The 17,117-nt window shown below is 43.0% G+C and carries 10 protein-coding genes; 2 read left to right on the top strand and 8 right to left on the bottom strand.

The annotated features are described in order from the left end of the window. Nucleotides 1–108: 108 nt before the first annotated feature. From MHB56_RS29375 to MHB56_RS29360, 4 genes are all read right to left on the bottom strand, one after another. A complete protein-coding gene (locus MHB56_RS29375) occupies nt 109–1,320 on the bottom strand; it encodes an FAD-dependent monooxygenase (protein WP_341144341.1) in 1,212 nt (403 codons plus the stop codon). Between the two features lie 5 nt (nt 1,321–1,325). Continuing rightward, complete coding sequence (locus tag MHB56_RS29370) at nt 1,326–2,561, bottom strand: MFS transporter (RefSeq protein ID WP_076184990.1); 1,236 nt, start codon at nt 2,559–2,561, stop codon at nt 1,326–1,328. A gap of 25 nt (nt 2,562–2,586) precedes the next feature. Continuing rightward, nucleotides 2,587–3,150 carry a TetR/AcrR family transcriptional regulator gene (locus MHB56_RS29365; RefSeq protein ID WP_076306557.1) on the bottom strand — a complete coding sequence of 188 codons (564 nt, stop codon included), beginning with the start codon at nt 3,148–3,150 and terminating at the stop codon, nt 2,587–2,589. Nucleotides 3,151–3,744: 594 nt separating this feature from the next. After that, complete coding sequence (locus tag MHB56_RS29360; RefSeq protein WP_076278503.1) at nt 3,745–4,323, bottom strand: TetR/AcrR family transcriptional regulator; 579 nt, start codon at nt 4,321–4,323, stop codon at nt 3,745–3,747. Between the two features lie 161 nt (nt 4,324–4,484). Here MHB56_RS29360 and MHB56_RS29355 point away from each other — a divergent pair, with 161 nt between their 5' ends. Then, the gene (locus MHB56_RS29355) at nt 4,485–5,381 is read left to right on the top strand and encodes a ketopantoate reductase family protein (protein ID WP_341144340.1); all 897 of its coding nucleotides are present in this window, start codon (nt 4,485–4,487) and stop codon (nt 5,379–5,381) included. Between the two features lie 68 nt (nt 5,382–5,449). Continuing rightward, complete coding sequence (locus MHB56_RS29350) at nt 5,450–8,191, top strand: hypothetical protein (RefSeq protein WP_341144339.1); 2,742 nt, start codon at nt 5,450–5,452, stop codon at nt 8,189–8,191. 117 nt (nt 8,192–8,308) lie between these two features. On the opposite strand, the gene MHB56_RS29345 is transcribed toward MHB56_RS29350, so the two are convergent. The 4 genes from MHB56_RS29345 to MHB56_RS29330 form a co-directional block, all read right to left on the bottom strand. Continuing rightward, on the bottom strand, nt 8,309–8,449 hold the full coding sequence (locus tag MHB56_RS29345) for a hypothetical protein (RefSeq protein WP_248548295.1): 141 nt from the start codon (nt 8,447–8,449) through the stop codon (nt 8,309–8,311). 30 nt (nt 8,450–8,479) lie between these two features. Next, nucleotides 8,480–13,402: an S-layer homology domain-containing protein gene (locus MHB56_RS29340; RefSeq protein WP_341144338.1), complete on the bottom strand. Its 4,923-nt coding sequence runs from the start codon at nt 13,400–13,402 to the stop codon at nt 8,480–8,482. A gap of 25 nt (nt 13,403–13,427) precedes the next feature. Next, the gene (locus MHB56_RS29335; RefSeq protein WP_076218696.1) at nt 13,428–14,525 is read right to left on the bottom strand and encodes a hypothetical protein; all 1,098 of its coding nucleotides are present in this window, start codon (nt 14,523–14,525) and stop codon (nt 13,428–13,430) included. Nucleotides 14,526–14,940: 415 nt separating this feature from the next. Next, the gene (locus MHB56_RS29330; protein ID WP_280752980.1) at nt 14,941–17,106 is read right to left on the bottom strand and encodes a GH92 family glycosyl hydrolase; all 2,166 of its coding nucleotides are present in this window, start codon (nt 17,104–17,106) and stop codon (nt 14,941–14,943) included. Nucleotides 17,107–17,117: the final 11 nt, after the last annotated feature.

Genomic DNA, 17,117 nt, shown 5'->3' with positions numbered 1-17,117 from the left:
ACCTGTATTTTACAATGGATAGAAAGCGTTTTCTATACAAATTCTTTGCGTTTCAGCAAATTAAAATAACCTCATTCCCAATGAACTCTACTTAGGAATGAGGTTGCGTTAAAATTTGAAGGCATTATCAACCGTTATTTTAGGACTCCCCAAAAAGAATCTCCGCATTAAATATCTTGCGATCCTGCTATTTCCCATCAGTTTCATGCAGGCTAGCGAGAATTTTTTAACCCCTTTAGGGGATTTAACGGTCATGCTGATTATCAACTGTTGAGCAAAATGCACAAAACGAATTTCCCGATTACGAATGGGCTGCAAACGATCTAAACACTTGTATTCATGATTTGGCTCTAATTTTGATGCAACAATAAGTTCAGCAGCGACCAGCGCTGTTTCAAAAGCCAAGGACAATCCGATAGCTCCGAGTGGTGAGGAACAATGTGCAGAATCACCGATTAGAATACAACCCTTATTATGCCAATTGTCCACCATGAAAGTCTCTGATTGGATAGAAACAAACGATTTGAAATCAATGATCTTTTCAATGTCTTCTTTAAGCTCAGGAAAGGCCTTTATGAATTCAAGCTTTAATGGTTCGATGCCTTTGCTTTTTATGGAATTCCATTGGTCTTTCCTCATTGTAAAACCTATCTGCACACAATCAGAGGAATAAGGAAGCCCTATGAAGTTACTAAAATCAGACAATCTGAAAAGGAGTTTTTGATTTAGCTTGAACTCATTAGTCGATATTTTGCACCAGATTAAATCAAAATCTTCTTTTTTATACTTAAAAGAAAAATCGCTTGTCTTCCTAACCGTCGACATCCGTCCATCCGCTCCGACTACTAAAGAAGCATGGATCGCAGTCATTTGTCCATCTACTAAGGCGTTTACTCCGACTGTTCGATTTGCACTTTTAATAGTTGAAGTGACCTTTGCGTTAAAAATGAGCTCAAAATTACTATAATCCTTTGCCAGATCATAAAGAAAAGTTAACAGGACGGATTGTTTTATTTTAATTGCGTAAGGTCCCTCCGGCATTTCTTTTTCATAATCAATTTGAGTGATATATTTCTTATTATTCCATATTTCAGCATTAAATAATTTTATATGCTCATACTTTTCAAGACGCTGTTCCAGATTCAACTCTTTCATGAGCCTTACAAATCGAGGCTGAAGAACTTCTCCTCTGAACTTGCGATTAAAGCTTGTTTGACTTTCCAGTACGGTAACTCTAATTCCGTTTTTGGCTAACAGCAGCCCTAGAAAGAGACCAGAAGGTCCACCACCAACAATGCAAATCTCCGTTTCTTTATTCATTCCTATCACTCTGTGGGTAAAGTAGCAGCCCGTTCATTTTTCACTACTGGAACCCTAGCCGATAATCTAAGAAAAAGAGAGATTAAAAAACCTAATAAAAGAATAGAACCTAATATAGTAAAGGATAACGAATAATTTTCTGTTTTTAGTAATTTTAAAGCTAATATCGGGCCTGTGCTAGCGCCTAGGAATAGAATAAATGCATTGAATGAAATCGCAGACCCTCTTGCATTTCCCCCTAATTGACTGACGATTGAGATGATAACGGGAGTTACCAGCGCGATACCAGCCACAAATACAACGCTCATTAGGACAAGAAGTGGCAGGTTCGTACTAAAACCTAGAGCAAGCAACCCAATTGCAGCTAAAGCTAAGCCGCCCCTTAGAACAGCGGCCATTCCAAGTTTTTGAGCAATTCTTCCGGAAAAGGGTGATAAAAGCATCCCCGCGATTCCAAATGCACGAATATAAAGGATATCCTGTGAGGAAAGACCAAACTTAGCTGAGCTTAAATAACTTCCCAAAACGGTGTACATGCCAACTAAAGTTAATAGAAGCATAAAGGTTATCGCAAAAGCCAAAAGCAATTGTGATTGTTTTAGCAGAATTGTCATTTGTTTAAACTTCCGCAGAACATTTTCTTTCGGTCTTAGCATTTCATCTTTAGGAAGGAACCTCATTACTATCACTGAAGTAATACCATACACAATTCCCAAAATAAAGAAAATAGCACGCCAGCCAAGAGCTTCGTTAACAATCCCACTAAAAACCTGGCCTACTATACCTGCCATTAACAGTCCTGAGCTTATAAATCCAACGGCTGTTAGTCTTTTATGAGGCGGGAACATCTCCCCTGCATACACTAGCGCAATAGGTGCAAAAGCAGCAGCCACTAGGCCTTGCACTCCTCTGAGCATAATAAGCCCGTAAAAACTATCCACAAATCCTAATGCAAGCGTAACTACGGTTAACCCAATAATGCTGGCTACTAAAAATACTTTACGTCCATATCTGTCTGAAAAAGGTCCATACAAAAGACAGCCCAGAGCATAACAAAGAGAAAATGAACTCCCAATCCAAGCCGCCTCACTCGAGCTAATCTGAAAGGCATGTGAAAATACTTCGGATAATGGAATTGTAATATACATGCTAGTTAAAATAACTAATCCACACCAAAATAAAATAATCGTCATTAATGAATAGTTCTTATTGTAATTCTGAACGTCTATCGTCTGATTCATAAAGTAAATATCCCCCGGTTTACTATTAATTTGCAACAGTGATGCCTTCCAAGACATGGATCAACAAATCGTTTATGTAATCCGCATCCGGAATTTGTTTATAGATGAGAATTTGAAAGTATATGGGACCATAAAGCAGATCTAAAGTTATATCCAGATTGATTGCTGGTTTCAATTCTCCCTTATCTATGGCTGCTTGGAGTAATTGTTTGGCTTCATTTCTTTTTGTCATTAAAAACAATACGTAAAAATCTTTCGCGATTTCTTCGCTCTCTGTAACTATAGTCAAAGTGGATTTCCCGATTTTGCTATTGAGGATACGAGCTAAAGCTTCAAGCTGTTGTTTGAAGTTATCCTGAATGGATTTATTACTATCAAATTCAAACTCTGATTCTACGGTCATTAGAAAAGCGTCCAGTACAAGACGCGCTTTATTTTCCCACCATCTATAGATGGTTGTTTTGCCTACTCCAGCTTGTGCTGCAATCGCCTCAATCGTTAAAGATGAATAACTGTTGGATTCTAACATTTCAAGTGTTGCAGTAAGAATCTCTTTTTTACTTCGAGGTTCTTTGTTTTTCACGTTCATATTCATTTCACCTCCTAGATGTTATTTAAGTTATTAAAAGGATGTAATTATAGAACGATACGTATCGTTTCATTTATTACACTATCTTATATCATTTTCATAAAATTTAAAATAGTTAATTTGAAAATTATTATTTTCTTGATTTAGGCATGCGGTAGATGACGAAACATAACTTGCGCATACAAAAAATAACGCTTCGGAATGGTCCGAAGCGTTATTTTTTTTGGTTATTTGCAATTAAGGATTTGATGACTGATTAAATATGTGCGATATGTACAATATGATCCTTTTTATTTAAATTTTCACTTATAAATCATGGATATCAAAGCTAAGTTAATCATTGTTTTTTCTTTGTTCTTTTTCTCTTGATTTTATCAACTATAAACATAATAAAAATAATAACAAAAATAATTACGATAATTATACCTACTGGTGATTCGAAAAAAATGAGCATGAAATATAGTAATACCGTCTCCCAAAATGACCAGTCAAAATCAACCATAGGTTCCACCTTTCTAATAATCTTGGCGAAGTGATTAAATTTTAATGTTCGTGGGATTTGTCCCGAGAGTAATACTTGTAAGCGCTCCTATTCTATCTTATCAAGAGTCCCAGGCCACTCATTACATAAGGACGAACAATGTCCACAAGTAAATCGGTCTGATCAGCCTCCCCCTCAATTAACCAAGAAAATGCAGCGCCATAGATCGCTGAACCTGTCATTGCTGAAATGATCTTTGTATGTTGGCGGTCTGCAATATCGTATTTATCCCCTCTCAGAAATATGTTTTCAATGATTTGCTGCAGCATATTTTTCACTTTCTCATCCACCAGCTTAGCAATGGATTTGGAATCCATTCTGCATTTCTGATAAAAATCAACGATGTACTGATGAGTCAACAAGATCAGCTGGTTACATATTTCATCTGAAAACTCCCGTGCATTTATTACTTGTTCAGGAATCATTTGATGAAAAGACTGTTCTGTAAATTCATCGAGTAATGCATATTTATCTTCATAATGAGCATAAAAAGTAGCCCGGTTTATCGTAGCTTTCTGTGAGATATCTTTTATTGTCATTGAATCAAATCCTTTAGTCTGTAAAAGATTTCTGAAAGCTTCTCTTATTAACAGGCGAGTCCGTATTACTCTCGGATCTTCTTGATGTACCATCTGAATATCCCCTTTCTAAAACATCAATTATCGGAATTTGTTGTCTATGCAACTCTTTTCTTACACTGACGGTTGTAAGCATAAACTTGCCATACTATTATCTTATCAAACAGATGTTGCTTAAACAATCAGTGTCTAGTTAGTCGGAAGGAATGATAATAGTGAACATAAAACAAAATAGACTTCTAATTTTTGGGGCGGGTGTGATTGGCAGTTTATACGCTCTTAGATTTGCACAATCGGGGTTTGACGTCACTTTACTGGCTCGGGGAAAAAGGCTGGATGAACTTAAGCGGAAGGGTTTGAGATACAACGACAACAGAATGATAAAGCAACTATCCATTAAGACGGTCGAAAAGCTTGCAGATGATGACATCTATGATTTTATCTTTGTTCCTGTACGATATGATCAGGCAGAATCTGCCCTGTCTGCGATCAAAAATAATCAGAGCAAAACAATAATTACACTGACCAACACTATTGGTTATAATTCCTGGCTAGAGATCGTAGGTGATCGGTTACTTCCAGGTTTCCCTGGTGCAGGTGGAGACATTAAAGAGGATATTTTATACGCTCAATTTGGTTCCAAAACTTATTTTGGTGAAATAAATGGACAAACGACCGAAAGAGTTAAGGAGCTTGCTTTGATATTCGAAACAGCTGAAATGCATTATGAAATACAAAAAGATATTCAAGCATTTCATGTTTCACATGCTGCACTCGCTGCAGTCAACAAGCATTTTTATACGAATGAAGGAATGGTAGATATTGAGACAGCAATAAGTGAAAGCATTCTTAGCAAAGTAGCTACAGATATCAAACAAAATCTTCACTTGGTAGAGCAAGCTGGAATCCCTGTAATCCCGGCCGAAACGAAGTCAATGGGAGAATTGATGGAAGAAGAGATTATATCCCGGTATCGGCAGATGCTGAGTGATGAATTTATCATTGATGTTAAGTTTGGAAACCAAGCTATCAGCAGAAAAGCAGAAATAATGTTATTGGATGAAAGGTTTCATGAGAAGTTTTCGTTTTTGTCCAAGCAAATTTTTCCATAAAAGTTATCAAATGAGTTCATAGCCCATATTACTAAATACTAAAACAACGTAAATATGGAGGTGTTAGATTGCCACTGAATCAAGATCAGCAGATCTTTCAACAAAGTACAACAACTCAAAACTGGGGAAATATTCAGGGACAGACCTTAGTTGCGGGCCAGGGTAGCTTGAGAAGAGGAATGAACTATAAGTTAGGCGCACAGGCTATGGCACAAATCAATAATTTATTAAATAAATGGGCTGAATTAAAAATATTGGGGAGTGCCGAAGTTTCACTTCTTCTCCAAGTACAGATACAAACGCCCCTGGATCTATTCGACGAAGCCGGGCTAGCTGGACGACTTCAAGCCGTTCTTAAAGCGGCGGTAGCGGCTGGATTAAGCATGAATATGACCGTTAAAGAGTTATTGAAAATCCTGAAGAATAAACCGTCAGGAAATGGTTTATCCGGTGAATTGATTGAGCTATTGTTAGAAGAATCAGAGCTCGAAGGTTATTTGTATGCCCAATTTGCGGTTGGTTTTATGGCGTATGCCAATTTTGTTATGCTTGGTAATTTACATAAGACAGCTACTCTAGGGGAATCTGGATTCCAATTTGTCTATGAGGCGGGAATGGGATTTATTGCGGGGGGTGGCTATAGAGGTGGCATCAATTTTAAATTCCCCGATCCTGCAAAACTGGTCAATCGTTATGGGAACGGCTTAATTGAGGGCATTGTTAATAAAGCTATTGACTCACAGCAGGAACAAGCATTAATGCTCGGTACTATGCTGAGGATAGGAGTGAAATCAGCCTATGAGGTTAGTAGACAATTAAATGAAGGTACCGGGAGCAATACCGAAAAACTAGCGCAAACCGTTCTTACATTTATTGGGGGGCAATTCCAATCGTTGTTCTTCTTGACTATGAATGTGTTCTTTAAGGAAGAGATCCTTCGTTTACTTGGCCTTGCTTCTTTACCAGCTGAACAAACCACAGAAGTCATTCAAACCTTGAAAGGTTTGAATTCTTTTCAGTTAGTGCCGGATAACCATGAAATCTTTGTTCGTTTAGATTCATTATCAGCATTAATCCAAAACGAGCAGCTTAAGAAGGAGTTTGTCCGAAGTATTTCTGCTTTGTGGGTATCAGCTTTGTTGCTCCCCCTTGCAGTGGAAGCGGCAGACAAAGCAACCATCCCTACTTTTACGGCACAATTGTCTTACCAACCTCCTCCCGCTGTCAAAAGTGCAATTAATACAGATTTGAACCGTCCGTCTGACACAAATTTGAACCAGGGGGATCTTCTTTCATTTCTACTTGATAAACCTTTGACGATTGCCATTCAACATGTAGATAGCGTTCGGGAGATAGCAGCAATTCTGAAACCTGCCGTTTCAGGAACTGCCCAAGATGCAATGAAGTTCTTATTTAGTCCCTCATTTCCTTCGACTACAGGGGAAAACTCTTTTAGATCAACGCTTGGAGCCATAAACCAAGCTTTCGATCATTATGTGGATACGGAAATAAGTGCTAGAAAAACTGCAATCTCGAACACTTTGGCTGGCGAGGAAGAGATTAAGATACTGTTTGAGCAAGCCCTGATTCCCTGCATACAACTGACTTCTGATGTTCTGATTCCAGAGATCGTTAATGGATTTCAAAATTTTGACATAAAAACTATGCAAGAAGCATTATCCAGCGTATTACTCACAATGCTTGGAAGAAACGTTATTCATGTCATGGACGGAATTCAGACTTCAGTTAATGAACAAATCGAGGGTCTTCTTCGCGAAGCTGCAGGTCAGGCTGCAAATGTTCTTGGACCACTTGGAGCTCAAGATATTTTAAAGAAACCGTTGGAGGCAGCTGTTAAAATTATTGCGGAAATGGTAGCGCCTTTGACACCTGAAGCACAAGAACAGCTTTTTGAAAATGCTCTAAACATATTTACTCCAATAAAAGGTAACGCCGTGGACTTCGCCAACCATTTGCAAAGCGATCCGATGTGGATGCCTCAAATGGCTGAAATAGAAGCAATAGCCAAAATATTGATAAATCATTTAACTGATCATATGATTCAATTCGCTCTAAAACTGATTCCAGCGTTGTTTCAAGCCTTGATCGATGAACTACTCGCCATAATCGAACACTGGCTAAATGAAATAGCCAAGATATTAAATACTATTACCGATTTCATAACTAAGCTGATGCAAGAAAAACTAATGAAAGAACTGATTGAACCGGTAATGGAAATCGCTGAAAAAGCCGCTGACATATTAACGTTTAACATTTTTTCTCTAATCGGTGCCGGTAAAGTAAAAGATGAATTTTTCAAAGGGTTAAGAGGAGCAGTCGAAGCTATAATTCAAGAAGCAATCATCCCTCCTGTTGTTATGACAGTGAAAGAAATCAAGTTCAATCCTCGTAAGCTCGTGGATCTTTGCCGAGACGTTTCCGACTTTACTTTTACAAAATTTTCTGAGATTTTTAACGATTATATTTTTGGGGAGATCCAGAATCAACTTGAAAAAGGTTTAAATATGAAAAATTTCAAATTGGATATTAAAGTGCCGGTTTCTTTTTCGATTGACTTACCATGGCCTTTAGGGTCACAATCCTTTTCTCATACGTTTAGACTTACAGATGTCCTCATTCCGTCATCAATCGTTTTGGACATTGTAATGAATTTAATACGTAACAATCTAAAATTAGGAGGAACATCTGAGTATCTTTTCCAAATGGTTGTAGCAACTATCGATAATTTAAAAAAAGTAGATCAATATAAATTGAATATGGCAGATGCTTTGAAAAAGTATAGTAATTAAAGGAATATTCAAGATTCCAGTTCCCTTATAATGCAGTTTATAACTCAAAAAAGGCAACCAGTCATCCCTGTTTTTTCGGCGACTGGTTGCCTGAATTTGTGATTTTTTGTCCCTGTTCTATTCCTTAACGACTACGGTCATTTCTTTGCTACGTGTGATCCCGCTGCTGTTCACCAGCTCAGCCAGATTCATCGTGATTTTGAAACTGCCGTCACCATCCCAACTATCATTTCCGAAAGCAAAAAGAGCTAGAGCCAAGTGAACTTGGCTCCAGCTCTTTTGTGGTGCTTACAATTCCATTACTCTGTAAATTAAAGCAGCGGCTTCCGCACGTGTGGTCAGGCTCAGTGGTCTGAAGGTACCGTCGGTATAACCGTTGACAATTCCTGTCTCCCGCAGGTACTCAACCGCATCCATCGCGTAAGAACCGATTTGATTCTCATCGGCAAAAGTTGCTGCCTTGCCGGAGATATCCGACTGGAGAGCAGTTAAACTCAGAGCGCGAAACAGAATAACAGCCATTTCTTGGCGGGAAATAGGTTCTTTTGCGGCAAATACGCCTTCGCTACGTCCGTTAACAAGCTTTAGCGCCAGAGCTGTTGAGACAGCTTGGTAATACCAAGCATTTGAACTCACATCTTTGAAAGTACTGCTACTCTCGGCTTGAAGTTCTAGCGCTGATACTAACAGCTGAACAAATTCCGCTCTTGTAATTTGCCGGGCAGGCTCGAATTTGCCCCCGCCTGTGCCATGAATAAGATCACGGGAAGCCAAAGCTTCCAAGATGACTGTGGAGCCTGAATCAACATCAGAGAAGTGGATATTTGCATTAGCTGCAGCATAGAGTCCAAAATCCCTTGTTGTAAACGTTGTTTTGCCTGTACCTGATACGTATTTGGAGTTTTTGACCACTTCGGCCACTCCCTCGCCGGTAACAGAGTAGACGATGGCTTGATGTGGAACTTCATCAGGGTTTAATTCATATCCAAATGATACCTTCATTGCCGCAGAAGGGCTTAATGTTTCTTTGGACTTACCGTCTACCGTCATTGAGATCCGGAACAAAGCATGCGTTTTCCATTTCTCTTTTATGGCAACTGGAAGGGTTGACGCATCAACAAAATGGATAGATAGCTCCAACTGCCGGGCACCCTCTGGAATATTCTCACCTAAAGTGTTAATTGGAAGTGTTATTGTGGCAGCACCTGCTTTTACAGTTAGGGAAGTAACATTATCTTTTAGTTCGGGAATGGGCACTTGAAAAGCCACACCACTGGCAGTCGCATCCTCTTCAGCAAGCTCAAGTACTAAAGCTCCATCTTGCACTCCCTTCATCGCTTTTTGGAGTTCTCCTGTGAAAAGCTGTGCAATTTTTATTCCTTCAGCACCGGGTGAACCCTGAGTGCGAATACGGCCCGCTGAAATTATATTCACTGGACTATCTATTTTTCCTCCACTACTCTCATTTGTGTTGCTATTATTGCTGCCGGACGAATTGCCAGGCGTATCTGTTCCCCCACCTTCTTCACTCCGCACTACATTCAAAGTGTAGGTCTTAGTTGTTATGCCGTTCGCAGCGGTAACTTTAACATCGATTCTGTTATCTCCTACCTTAAGCTCACTTCCGCCCGTTACCGTCAATTTGGCTTCTGCATCAGAAGGTGTCCCAGTTACAGCCACCGCTGTCTTGGAAAAGGGCACATTTATTGTATAGGTCAGTTTCTTACGGTCAAACCCAGGGATGTCTGTACCGTCCATACTCAAAACGCTCAAATCGGCATTATCACTCAGTGGGGTCTCTTCTTCACCTTCTACGTTCATAAACTGGAAGGTGCGGAAAAGTGAGGCGTCCTTCGCAGCGCCAATGCCTGATCCCCATTCAATATATCCTTTTCGACCCGCGCCATCATTATCGTTAACCAGCATGCTGAAGCTTAAGATATCGCTCGCCGCTGGACGGATCGGGCTTATTTCGCTCCAAGGTAGTGCCAGTGCATATGAGGTAACCTTGGTCGCCTCATCTCTGGTCACACTTAAAGTTCCCTTAGTCAACACTCCGGTAGCTGCACCTTTCATGGACAGCCAACGATATATTTGCGGCCCCTCTGGGGTTTGCGAGATTCCGTATTCATACCAGGATTGACTATCGCCCGGTACACCGGGAGCAAGACTGAACTGAATACTGTCATTTTGCCAAATATTAATCCCGGCGGCATTATGGCTGAATACATCATCGCGGATATCGGCGGTCAAATAAATGTGTTCTTCATCCCAGCGTAGTTGCGCTGTTCCACTAAGATCATCCGCACCCTTATATCCGTTGAGCAAAGGGGTTCCGTCCGCAAGATCAATCAGAGCTGGACTTCGTGTATCGGCCTGATGCTGCATCCGGTTAATATCTATGTTTTGCTTGAGGTGAACTGTCTCATAACCTTCAAGGTCAACTGTCAACTCAAGAGGATATTTAACCCCTTCAGAGAATCCCGGCAGTGGAATTGAATAAGTAAATCCACTATTTGGGGCAATTTCAGACAATTGCGATTCACTACCGCTGATCTGACCAGTCTCTTCCCCTAGGGTCCAGGAAATCTTTTTAATTCTCAGAGGATCCACACTGGAACTGTTCGTAAATTGAAGTTGTAGCGACATGCCGCCGTTATTACCATCTGTAATATGAGGAGCAATTTTTAAACCTTGAAAATATAGTCGCAGATCATCTACAGGGGCTTCTGGAAGCGTAGCAGGATCAAGTCCGGGTCCATTATAAGCTCCAATATTCGGTGGAGTTGCTGCTGAAACGGGATTGCCCCAGTAGTCCCGCCCACCGTTGTCTGCAATGACAGCACCGGCCCCAAGTGCAGGAGACCCCTCTCTCAGCTTGTAACCGTCCACTGTATTCCAGCCCATTCCGGCGGTGCCCTGAGCAACTAAGAGTGGATTTGCTGTGATAGGATTGGTATTTTCCGGCTCGCTTACTGGATGGTTGCCATATAATAGATTATGGTCGAAGCTACCGTTCACCCCTGGCAGATTATAACCTCCTTGACCAAGGTTGTAGACCAGATTGTTCCTAAAAGAATATGGAGCGTTAATATTTCCTGCGTCATCCCATTCATGATCGATAATTTTGGTGTTTTGCCCAGCTCCGATATAGATAGTATTGTTATAGATTTGTGTATCTGGCGTAACCCCGCCTGCAAAATTAAACGTATGCGTTAGATCATTCTGGCTGATGTTGTATCTGACTACATTGTTAGAGGAGCCTGTCAGCACGCCTGGAGTCAAACGGGCATCGACAAAAAGCATGAATCCGCCTTTGTTGCCATGGCTGTAATTATATTGAACCACACTGTCCATCGTATCGATATCCAGATTGAAGCCTTGACCATCTCCCTCTGGTTTGTTCGTGTTAAAAGACTCATTGAACTGGACGATATTATTCTTGCCGCGAGTCGGCCAAATTGCGGCAGAGCCGTTAAACTCGCCTTCTTCGGAATAATTTCCGCCTTCCTCCGCTATGTTATGCTCAATCACCGCTCCATCCGCACCGAAGGTGAGAATACCGTCGCTGTCGGCTTGTTTGACATAATTTCCACGGATCGTAACATTGACCGTAGCATAGTCTGCTCCGTTAAAACGCTGATCCCATACCACAATACCGGTCCGGCCTATCCGTTCCACTGTATTGCCCTCGATCCATACCCCATCGAACTTGTCCGTGCCCGTCGTTCCGCCCACATATACGGAGATACCTCCAAACGCATGTGGGCCACCTTCGGCTCCGGAAACCGTCGGATAACGGAAACTGCTTGATACATCATGGACATAGTTATCCTGAATGCGGATATTACTTAATGTTCCTCCATTAGCATTCTCCACCATAATACCTTCCCGGTAAACAGTTCCCCTCTCGGAAGCATAATTAGTGACCTCAAGATCCCGAATCACCCAGTTCGAGGCGTTACGTAGGTATACAGCTGCTCCGGCCATGCCTCCACCGTTGATAATCGGTTTGCTTCCACTCCCATAGGCAGATATTGTAATCGGTTCTTCATCTGTGCCGCTGCCCTTAGGATATAATTGTTCGTTCCAGATTCCACCCTTCTTTAACAAAATACGATCCCCAGCTTCAAAGGTAGTCTGATTCACTACAGAGAAGGTCTTCCAGGCAGAATCCGGAGTTTTTCCATCGTTGTTGTCGCTGCCTGCAAATGAATCCACATAATATTCTCCGTCTCCACCGCTGCTCCCTCCATCTCCAGGCAAGCGGTTGGATAAAGTGACCGATCCTAGTTGCATCAGCCAGGGTGCGGAATCACCGCTAAGCTCGATTTTTAAATAATGAATGCCGGAAGGTATCCCTTGTGCCGGAGTATAATTCGTCCCAGTCCAAGCCGCATCACCAGTGGCCTGTGGAGGTTCATGAACAGCAGAAAGTTCTGTCCAAGTGGATGCATCCGCCGAACCATAGAACTTGATAGTCCCGCTAGACCCGGCAAAGGAATGCATGCGGGCTGTGAAATGTTGCAGATTATGCAAATGGTACACGAGTGATTCTGCTGAGTCTGCTGTTCTCACCGCACGAGAATGATCTCCACCAAAAAAAGCGGGATTGCTTGTATCTAAAGACCAATTTGTACTGTGTGCATAAAGCTGTGCAATGTCGTCAAGCTCATCAACAATCGTTTGTGGTGCAAGCGACACATTGGAGAGTGTAAGGTGCCCAAGCTGCATCAGCCAGGTATCGAGGTCACCACTGACTTCAATTTTGAGATAATTGACACCATCCGGCAGCGCCCCCGAGGGTGTATATATTGTTCCGTACCAGCCAGAACCGGTTGCGGTGGGACTGTCGTTGATGGCTGGAAGCTCCGTCCAGATATCTGCATCTGGCGATCCGTAGAACTTGATAACAGCCGTGGAACCAGAGAAATAATACGCTTGAAGCGTAAACGACTGAACTCCAGTCAAAGGGTAAATGGCATAGCCAGTCTCCGTGGAGGTTCTGACCAGCCGGGCTGCATCTCCTCCGAAAAATTGAGGATTACTACTGTCAATTAGCCAGTTCTCGGACCTGTGTTCCGCTGCCGGTAGGGTTGAGAAATCATCGGCATTCGTCTCTTCAGAATGGGCAGAAACGCCCATTACGGGAAGCAGCGCTGTGAAGATCAGCACCATTATAAGCAGTGATTTTACGAGTTTTTTGAACATTATTGTATTATTCCCCCTTGAACATTTATTGGATGGTTTGGTTTGCGAGACCTTCAGCCATCGGGTAATTCCATTCCACGACAGCTTCGGACAGCTTTTCGTCCACAATGGATCTATACTTCTGCTGCGCCAAATTCAGTGCGATGGCATCCTTCACATGATCGAGCGGCTGAACAGCTGCATCATCTGCCGACAGGCAGTAAAGTAGATGGATAGCCCCATTTTCAGCAAACAAACTGCTAATCTCTCCCGGCGCCAGTTGCTCTGCGGTAAGCAATACCTTTGGATTTTCCAGAGCTGCTGTTCGCCGTGAAGCACTTGTTATTTTCACCTCGCCAACGTTTACGCCAAACTCTTTTGCCTGGTCTTGGAAGCCTGTGCCTGAAGAATCTGTTGCTGCTGTCGCTGTTGCTATTGCATGGAGCTTTTCCATTCTTTCTAAGGCTTTTTGCTGATCTTTGTACTCTGTTTCTGGGCCAAAGGGAAGCGTTGCCCATTCCAGACGAATCGTTCCCGGCAGAGAATATTTCGCAATTAGATTTGCTGCATATTCCAATTTCACCTGTTCGTCTGAAATCACGATACTTCCGTTACTGCGCATTGCCTCAATCGTGGCTTCCTCAAGGTTGCTCATGTAATAACTGAAATAGGCCTGCGCCTCCAGATGAAGAGGACCATACACCACCTCCTTATTCGCTGCTGCCTGACTCCGCCGATTATTCTCGCGCTCCATTTCCTTGAGAAAACCTTCAAAACTGATATCCGTTACGACTCCTGCTTCTTGAGCAAGCTGTAGCTCCATCCGCTTCGTCAAAAGCTGAGTTTGAGCTGTATTGATCCATTTCTGCATTGGATTTTCGCCGGAATAGTAGGCAGACCAGAAGTCTTTTGAATAGTCGGCGTTGTAAGTTTGTTTAAAATAATCAACAATCAGTGCCCGATTCATTTGAAGATGCCAGTTGAACTCCGCTGCTGTGGCCTCCTGCCCGTTAAGGGTCAGAAGCATTTCTTCTGCTTGTGGAGCTTGCAACTTCTTCGCACCAATCAGCAGCAGGCTTCCTGCTAACAGAGCGGTCAGAATAACGATTAGCTGATTTCTTTTGGAATGAAGTTTTAGAGTCATATATTGATTCCTCCTCTCTTCCTTGGTGTTAAGCGCTTTCATTCTCTTCGATATTAGACATGTTTACCTTGAAATAACAGGCGAGAAAGCTGCGAAATGGTTTGCCATTTCACGATTTGACCGTAAAGCCCAGTTTTCGCCCTATAAAAAAATGCTGTCGGAGAATAGAGAAGTTACGTATTCGAACGTGGAATGTTGTACAATGTGCAGGAATTCAGCGCGTTTGTCGGGATTGAGCAGCAGATTGTTGTATATCAAGCATGATATCCATGCAATTACGGGATCGGAGTGATTTATAGAAAAGTCGATTTGCATTCATCACTGATTCAGTGTGTTCCTCAATTTTTTTTGATTGTAAAATCATCTAATAAAAACAAAGGCAGTCCGGAATTTTCCAGACTGCTTTGCATTGTTCTTAAGACTGATCTGTGCCCGAAAACATACAGAAATTCAAGACTCCACCTTTGACAATCTCGTCATGTGACAGAGAGTGGTGCTCCCATAGCGATCCGTTCCAGTGGACCGATTTGCTGTACACATTGGCGGGGCTGTTGTTCTCTGCTTCAATGATCCATTGCTGCCCATTTTCAAGCTGAATAGTTACCTTATCAAAAAGCGGGCTGCCGAGCACATATTCAGGAATTCCGGGACTTAACGGGTACAGGCCGATGGCGCTCCAAATAAACCAAGCACCCATGCTGCCGTTATCTTCGTCGCCGGGTAAACCATCCATCTGGCTGCTGAACAGTTCGGCCATGGTTTTGCGGACCCAATACTGCGTTTTGCACAGCACACCGAGTCTGGCAAATATATAAGGAATGTGGAAGCTCGGCTGATTGCTGATGGCAAACTGCCCCAGATCGGCGGAGGCCATTTCCGACATTTCGTGTATTTCCAAACCATAGGATCCCACTTTAAATACAGGTTCCTCAGCCATCAACTGATCCAGACGCTGGACAAAAGCCTCTTCACCGCCCATCAGCCCGGCTAGTCCCGGGAAGTCGTGGGGCACAGCCCAGCTCCCCTGCCAAGCCCCGCCTTCACAAAACGGATTACCCCACTCCAGAGGATCAAATGCTTCCTGCCAAGTACCGTCCTCATTGCGACCTCTCATAAACCCAACTGTTGGATCAAACAGCAGCTTATAATTCTGTGCCCGAGCCATAAAACGCTCATAATCATCCATTTTGCCAAGTGTTTTGGCAATCTGCGCAATACAGAAATCTCCGTATACATAATCCAACGTGTTGCTTACACTTTCATGGAAACGGTCATGCGGCAGATAACCCTGCTGCAAGTACAATTCAAGGCCCCTTCTGCCCAGCTTCTCGTCCACTGATGGACGATCTGCATGCTTCAGAAGACCTTCATACAGTACCTCTGTATCAAATCCGCCGATGCCCTTAACCACGGCATCCGCAGCTGCGGCATCAATCAGTGTGCCTGGCATGGCACTGCGCTCCCCTGGTGACAGCCACTTTGGCAGCCAGCCGCTCTCCTTGTATGCCAATGTCCACGCCTGCATAATCTCACCCAATAAAGATGGGAATAAGATACTGTATAAAGGAAGGCTGGTTCGGTATACATCCCACAGCCCGATATCCGAATACATTGGACCCTGGCAGATGCTGCCATTAAAAGGGCTGTAATGGATTTTCTCGTTCTGCTCGTTATATTCATGCCACGTTCTCGGGAACAGGCAGATTCGGTACATGCAGCTGTAAAAGGTGCGGAGGTTCTCTTCATCTGCGCTTTCAGCAACAATGCGCCCCAACCGTTCTTCCCAGCTTGCCTCTGCTCTATTCAAGATCTCTCCGAAGCCGTCTTCCCCAATCTCTCGGTTCAGATTAAGCAGCGCCTGCTCTCCGCTAATAAAGGAAGTCCCGCACTTCACTCCCACTATGCCAGATTCCGGTGCAGCTATTCCTACATAAGCGCCCAGTCGTTCGCCAGTCCCTTCATGGGTCCCCAGTGGCTGATAATCTCCGTTAAAGATTCCCGACTCCTCCATGTGAAAATCCCTATCGAACTGGAACACGAAATACATCGCGAAATTATCGGGCACCCCGGCGGTATGGCCTCTTGTGTAGCCGGTGATTCTACGTTTATCCGGCTGGAAGGTGAGATGTGACTCACCTTTCAGAGGTGCTATAATAAGCCTGTTCTGCTGCCTCTCAGCGAAAGTTATTCTTATCGCTGCACAACGTTCGGTTGGAGTCAGCTCAAGCCGGGTGCGGTAACGTTGAAGAAACACATCGAAATAGTGAGGGGACACTTGCATCTCTTCCGTTTTGAAGGAAGAAGAACGTGAACCGGGACTGAGGAGCAGTGGACCTGTCTGCGGCAACAGGATCAGATGCCCATAATCTCCGATCCACGGGCTGGGCTGATGGGTCAGCCGGATGCCCTCTAGGTGGCGATGGCGCGGGTGGAAGAACCAGGTTCCACCTGCTTCATAGGTTTGCGGGCACCAAGCCGCCATACCAAATGGCATCGCTGTAAGTGGCAGTGTATTGCCATGTGAATACCGGAAATCTGACTCCGTCCCCTGTAATGGATTTACATAATCTAACCAACCCAAATAGATACACT

The organism is Paenibacillus sp. FSL H8-0315, from assembly GCF_038005365.1.
GTDB classification, from domain to species: domain Bacteria; phylum Bacillota; class Bacilli; order Paenibacillales; family Paenibacillaceae; genus Paenibacillus_AQ; species Paenibacillus_AQ odorifer.
The sequence above is the reverse complement of the archived record's forward strand: the minus strand, read 5'-3'. Positions and strand labels throughout refer to the sequence as shown.